We start from the raw sequence: 6,594 nt of genomic DNA, 5'->3' as shown, positions 1-6,594 counted from the left end.
ACGCTCGCACTCCCCGTCAGCCGCGCCTCGCACCTAACGGTGCTCACGTTCACTGCGTTCGCGCCTCGCACCTAACGGTGCTCGAACTCCGCCTGCACTTCCGGTGCACGCATCGTTTATCGCCACGGAGGGAGGGGCTGCCAGCACGGCAAGAGCTTGAGAAACTCTTCGAGTTTCGAGTGAGGGACCGGGGAGGTGCGACCGGAGGGAACTTGAGAAGGCCGAAGAACTTCAATGGATCTCTCCCTCCCCACAAGGGGATACCCGTACCCCCACCACCCGCGCTTCGCGCTCCTCCCGCCCCCTAAGGGGGCGGGCAGTGCGTGGCGATAGCCGATGGAAATCCGTGTTCGGGAACGCTGATGAACACGAACCTGTTTCCGATTAAACCTTCAGGAATGCCACCAGCACTTCACTGGAAAAAGAAGAGAGATTCTCGTTCCCCTCACGACTTCGAGATATCCGCGTAGTAGTATTCCCCGGCCGCGACCTGTTCGCGGTCCAGGAACGAGCCCGGTTTGTTGATCCGCGGCCTCCCGCTCTTGTCCCGCCGGAAGGTGATCCCGAGCGCCTCGAGGAACCGGTTCATGCCCGGCGCCATATCGAACGGCCCGGCGGCCTTGCCATGTACGCCCGGCTCGCCCTCGAAGACCAGGATCCGGTCGCTGATCATGTCGATGACGTAGATGTCGTGGTCGATCACGAGCGTGCTCGCGTCCCGTCCTTCGGCGTGCTTGCGGATCATCCGGGAGATCTTCACCCGCTGCTCCACGTCGAGGTGGGCGCTCGGCTCGTCCAGGATGTAGAGGTCGGCGTCGCGCGAGAGGCAGACCGCTATCGCCACCCGCTGGAGTTCGCCGCCGGAGAGCGTGTTCACCGGCGCCTGGAGGAGCTGCGAGAGAGAGAGAGGCTCCAGGATCTCGTGCTGGTAGTATGAAGTATCGAACTTCGTCGTCGTCTGCCGGAGGATCTCCTCGACGGTCGCCTCCGTGTCGCCTTTGAGGTACTGGGGCTTGTAGGAGATCCGCACCCGGGTATCCATCGCCCCGGTATCGGGCTCAAGCACCCCGGCAAGGAGCCCGGCGAACGTGCTCTTCCCGATACCGTTCGCCCCGAGGACCCCGAGAACCTCGCCGCTCCGGATCTCCCCGCCGTCGACGGTGAGCGAGAACTGCGTAAACCGTTTCGTCATCGCCGGGAACTCGAGCAGCACCTCCCGGTTCGCGTCGGCAGCGTGGGCCCGGGTATCGAACGTCACCGCATACGTCCTGAACCTGACGTTCTCCTCCGGGAGGAAGCCCTCCAGGTACTGGTTGATCCCCACCCGGACGCCTTTCGGGTGGGTGATGACGCCGAAGACCGCCGGCTCTCCGTAGGCGATGTGCACGGTATCGGCGAGCATATCGAGGATGGCGAGGTCGTGCTCGACGATCACGACCGGCCGCTCCAGGGCGAGTTCCCGGATGAGGTTTGCGGCGGCCATCCGCTGGTAGACGTCGAGGTAGGGCGTGATCTCGTCGAGGAAGTAGAAGTCGGCGTCACGCGAAAGACAGGCGGTGATCGCCACCCGCTGGAGTTCGCCGCCGGAGAGGGTCGCGATCGGCCGGTCGACAACCGCCCTGAGCGATAACCGGTCGATGTAGTAATCGAGTTTGCCGCGCTCGTCGGTGGTCGCGAGGAGGTCGCGCACCGACCCGGTAAAGACCTTCGGGATCTGGTCGATGTACTGCGGCTTCACGGCGACCTTCACGTTCTTCTGTGAGAGCAACTGGAGGTAGTCGAAGAGCTCGGTTCCCTGGTAGAGGTCGAGGACCTCCTTCCAGGAGACCTCGGCGTCGGTTCTCCCCAGGTTCGGGACGAGCGTGCCCGAGAGGATCTTCACCGACGTGCTCTTGCCGATGCCGTTCGGACCGAGGATGCCCGTGACCTTCCCCTCGACGGGGATCGGGAGGCCGTAGAGGACGAAGCCGTTTTTGCCGTAGCGGTGGGTCGGCTGGTCGAGCTGTTCGGGAAGGTTAACGATGTCGAGGGCCTGAAACGGGCACTTCTTCACGCAGATGCCGCAGCCCACGCAGAGTTCCTCGGATATGACGGCTTTCTGATCCTCGCCGATGACGACGGTCTCGTCGCCGGTTCTGACGCGCGGGCAGTAGAGGATGCACTCGGTGCCGCACTTGGCAGGGTGACACCGATCACGGTGTACAACAGCAATACGCATGGGAGATCACAGGACGGTGGTAGTCAGGAGGATCGTCCATGTCATGAACCAGAGCGCGAACGTCATGAAACTCTGGTAGAACCAGTCCTTGCTGGTCAGTTCCATGTAGTCGACCCCAAGGAGCATGAAGATGTGTTTCTGGAAGACGACGCCAGCCATCAGGAGAAGGATGCCGATGATGGCGTTTTGCTGGAGCCCGCTCACCGGGTCGGGGGTGCCGGAGAGGTAGAACGAGAGCCCTCCGGTGAGGATGCCCATGAAACAGGCTACAAGCGTCCGCTTTATCCGATTTCTGTGCTCGACCTGTTTCTCGGCACGTGTCCGCGGCCGTGTCTTTTCAACCTCTTCTGCTACCGCATTCTCGCTCATCGTGACACCAGTGTTGCGCCATTCCTGAAAGGGAGGTCTCTTCGGGACGGCGGCCCGGCGGAGAAAACTGGCTCGCGGCCACTCCCAGGATTGACGGAATTACTACATTATAGGGCGTTCTCCGGTTATAAAGGTAGGTACCCTCGACCCGGCGGGGCAGGAGGGGCGGCGGAGCGGAATGGTTTGTGATTGTTCTTCACGTGGGGTACACATCAGGAGGGGAGTGGCATGCAGAGGGGACGCTCTGGCGGTTGGAGATCTCGGAGTCGGTTACGCTCAAATATCGCGCTTTATCCGCTCCTTTTTCGAAGACCGAAGGGCTTCTATGCCCCTGCTGTTGCGTATCCCCAGATACGGATTTCGAGGGAATATCGCCATGACTGCCCCCCCTTTGGGGCGGGGTGCGACGGGCCATACGGCCAGAGCATGAGCACCGTCAGGTGCGTGTGAGGAGGCCGAAGGCCGGGCGGGGTGCGACGGACGGAACGTCCGGAGCTTGAGAAGACCGGAGGTTTTCGAGTGGGGGTTACAGGCGCCCATTATGCGGTAGAGACAGGGGAGGGGGAATGCTCCCCCCTCGAAACTCTTCGAGTTTCTCATGCTCACTCCGTTCGCACCTCGCACCTAACGGTGCTCAAGCTCGCTGTGCTCGCACTCCCCGTCAGCCCCTCGCACCTAACGGTGCTCCTGCTCCTGCCCTCCGGCCAGTCGCACTCCCCCAGTGGCGATAAACGATGCGTGCACCGGAGGTGCAGGCGGAGTTCGAGCACCGAAGGTGCACAGTCCCCACGGTCCACTGTACGGGGCTTTGTCCTTGATTGAGACCGTTCTGTCACGTAAATCGCACTAACGGTGCTCAAACTCCCGGAACGAAAATCCTCCAGGCATCACACGATCTTATACCGCAAAAGCGCCGCGGCGCCGCCGATGGCATCGAGGCGCTCTCCCGGTTCGAACTCGGTGCTCATCACCACGACCGTGGCATTGACGCGCTCGGCCTGTTCGATGACTGCCGTGGCCTCTTCGTCCCGGAGCAGGGTGTCGGAGACCAGCACCGTCTCCGCCGCACCGTAGGCAACCGCTTTCCGGACCTCGTCGATACCGTAGGCGACGGCGCCCTCGGTCGCGATCCGGACCAGGACCTCGTCCATCAGCGCGACCTCCCGTGCAAGGTGGAGGTCGCCGAGCAGCCGATCGAGGATCCCCTGCCCGATGACCTCCTGCACGGCGCCCCGCCCGATGCGCCGCGTCTCGACGGCAACCATCCGTCCTGCAAGATCGGGGGCCCGGGCTTTCACGTACTCCGCAAACTCGTCCTTCACGAAGCCCGGACCTGCGACGACCACGGGTCCGGTGACCGCGGCAAGCGTCTCAAGCGTCTTCTCGAAGAGCACCGACCGGGTGCCGGCGTCGGCACCCTTGCTGCTCCCGATCGTGACGGTCGTCACCCACTCCGGGCCGAACTGGCGCAGGCGGTAGACCTGTGCCTCCCCTTCCTCGACACTCACGACGTGAACCACGCCGTATGCGGAGGCATCGACGGCCCGCCGGATCCGCTCGCAGTCGACTGCCCGCCAGCGCTTGACGACCGAGATCTCGAACCCCGCCTCGACGCTGAGGGTATGGTGCGCGGTGACGTCCACCCCGCTCTCGATGACGCCGGCGATGCGGAGGCGGTTCGTGTGGTGGTGGAACTCCACCTTCTCGACCCGGATCCCGAGCCGGACCGGCCGCTTCTCGGCCTTCTCCGGGCGGAGCTTATCGGTTGCCGCCTCCACGCTCCGGAAGGTCGTTGCAAAGACGAGATCCCCCGGCACGACCAGGTGGGAGAGGTGCCAGAGGTCGTCGAGCGTCTCCGGGAAGAGACGTATCTCGCCGAACTGCTTCTTCATCTCCCGGACTTCAGCCTTCATGATTCCACGATATCGGAGCCCCCCGGCGGGACGAATGCGGCGACCGCTTCGGTGTTCAGGGCGTTCTTGAGCCCTTTCCACTCGTCCTCCGAGAGTTTCTCCCTGAGTGCCCGGACTACCTTCTTCGCGGTATCGTTCGGCTCGAACTGCCCGGGACGGAGTTCCACCCATACCTTCGTCCGCCCGGTGACGGCACCGGGGGGGCCGCCGATGACGGCGACCTCGGGCGCCATCGCAAGACCGATCGCCACTCCGAGCGGAACGTTCCTGAAGTACTGCCGCTCGCCCCGGACGATGAAGGCGCCCCTCGCCACGTACTCCCCGGACTCGGCTGTCTTGCTCACCTGATCGGGCCGGGCGGCGTAGACGTCGGCCGTGAAGTGCCCGGCCTTCCAGGCGTTGGAGTAGGACGCGGCGAACTGCACGGCCTCGTCCAGGTGCTCGGTCGCGCCCTTCACGATGACGACGCTCCCGCCGTGGACGTCGGCGTGGACGAAGAGGTCCCCTCCCTCCATGTACTTCTTGACGAGCTCCTCGTTCTGGGAGGCGTCCCGGCCGCCGATGACAAGGACGCCGTCGCGGGTGGTGAACCAGCGGAACCGGTGATACCACCGCTTTTTCTGGAGGGCAAGGTTCCGTTTCGTCCGGGGCTTCTCGGGAACCGTCCGCTCCATGGCCGCAAGCGCGCCGGTCTTCTTCTTCTTGAACTTCTTGATCAGATCGTAGTAGCGCCCGAGGTTCTGCTCGATCGTCTCGTGGACGTAGATCTTCACCCGCTCCCCCGAGAGATCGAGGTCCACCGCCGCCTCGGCAGGGTGGACCGCACGGACCATCTTTACCGCAGGGTTATCGCCGTTCGATTTGAGGACCTGCTCGATCTCCTGCCAGGATCGGGTCTTGCTCGCCTCGTCGAGCGTCGCTATAATCCCGGCAACAGGGGTGTAGTTCTCGTAGATCGCCTCCACGATCCGCTGATAGCGCTCGATCTTCTTCTCGAATCCTTTGATAGCCTCCGCCTGGCGCCGGCGGATCACCTCCGCCTGGGAGAGGCGGGGCTTCTCGGCCGCGGCCTCTTCCTTCCCGCTCGCCACCTTCGGGTAGAACGCATCCAGAGCCTCGCTGAAGGCCGCAAACCGCTCGCGAACCTCTTCGCCGGCAAACACCACCGGCCAGCACCCGGAAGGCGTTATTACCGGCTCACGGTGCCCCTCAACATCGGCCATAAGCCGATCGAACGCTTCCCGGACCGCTTCCGCGTCCACCTCCGCGGCGGCGGCGCTCTTCTCGACGCCCGCCGCCCGGCAGACCTCTTCGGCATACGCGCCGCCGAGCATGCACCCGACGGCGAGCGTTCGTACGATGTCGCGGTCGGACCCGGCAAGCATCTTTTGGAACTCTTCAGAGGAGAGCTTCGAGCAGTCGGACCCCTCGAAGGCGTAGACCGCGCCCGGGACAACCTCCCGGTTCTTGAACCGGTGGTGCCAGAGGGGTTTGATGATTGTATACTCTTCGTCGCAGAGGACCGCGTTCCCCTCGTCGAAGAGCTCGAAGACGAGATGATAGGTCGTATCCCGCTTCCCGATATCGAGGCTCAGGGTGCGCTCGAGCCCGAGCTGGCGGATGCCGAGCACCTTCCCGCCCTCGAGGTGCTTCCTGAGCAGCATCGCGAAACTCGGCGGATTCTTTGGAGGTACAGGAAATTCCGCGGTGAAGTGGGCGCGCCGTCCCGTCTCGACGAGGAACAGGTATTTTGCCCGGTCTTCCCCGTTCAGCCTGATACCAAGGGTCTTCGCGTCGAACTGGTAGATCTTGCCGACCCAGAGCGGGAGGCGATCGACGGCCTCCGCTACCAGCGCCCGAAGATCGACCCCGCTCATTCCCTGTAACGTCGCCATTGATTCAGAATACATTCGGCCCGGTACCTAAAGAAGGGTACGGGCGGATGGGACTGGCTCTTGATCTGGTGGGGAGCGGGCGGAGGGGCGAGGCCAGTAAAAGTGAACCAGGCTCAGCGGTTGAACACCAAAGGTGCGTTTTGTGTGTGGAACAGTCGGTAGTGGGGACAAAGCCCCGTACACTGGACCGTGGGAATAT

Annotated in this window: 4 protein-coding genes; all 4 read right to left on the bottom strand. The window is 63.4% G+C overall.

All coding sequences use genetic code 11. From position 1 onward, the window contains the following. Positions 1 to 445 precede the first annotated feature (445 nt). The 4 genes from BRA62_RS09280 to rqcH all read right to left on the bottom strand — a co-directional run bounded on the left by BRA62_RS09280 (position 446) and on the right by rqcH (position 6,395). On the bottom strand, positions 446 to 2,218 hold the full coding sequence (locus BRA62_RS09280) for a ribosome biogenesis/translation initiation ATPase RLI (protein WP_292366288.1): 1,773 nt from the start codon (positions 2,216 to 2,218) through the stop codon (positions 446 to 448). Positions 2,219 to 2,224: 6 nt separating this feature from the next. Beyond that, positions 2,225 to 2,587, bottom strand: a complete 363-nt coding sequence (locus BRA62_RS09275) for a hypothetical protein (protein ID WP_292366287.1) — start codon at positions 2,585 to 2,587, stop codon at positions 2,225 to 2,227. Between the two features lie 887 nt (positions 2,588 to 3,474). Further along, the gene (locus tag BRA62_RS09270; RefSeq protein WP_292366286.1) at positions 3,475 to 4,500 is read right to left on the bottom strand and encodes an mRNA surveillance protein pelota; all 1,026 of its coding nucleotides are present in this window, start codon (positions 4,498 to 4,500) and stop codon (positions 3,475 to 3,477) included. Further along, positions 4,497 to 6,395 carry a ribosome rescue protein RqcH gene (rqcH, locus tag BRA62_RS09265; protein ID WP_292366285.1) on the bottom strand — a complete coding sequence of 633 codons (1,899 nt, stop codon included), beginning with the start codon at positions 6,393 to 6,395 and terminating at the stop codon, positions 4,497 to 4,499. Before rqcH ends, BRA62_RS09270 begins: the two co-directional genes overlap by 4 nt. Positions 6,396 to 6,594 lie beyond the last annotated feature (199 nt).

Source organism: Methanoculleus sp. UBA208 (assembly GCF_002498065.1).
Classification (GTDB): Archaea; Halobacteriota; Methanomicrobia; order Methanomicrobiales; family Methanoculleaceae; genus Methanoculleus.
Note: the sequence above shows the minus strand (reverse complement) of the source record. Positions and strands in the feature narration are given on the sequence as shown.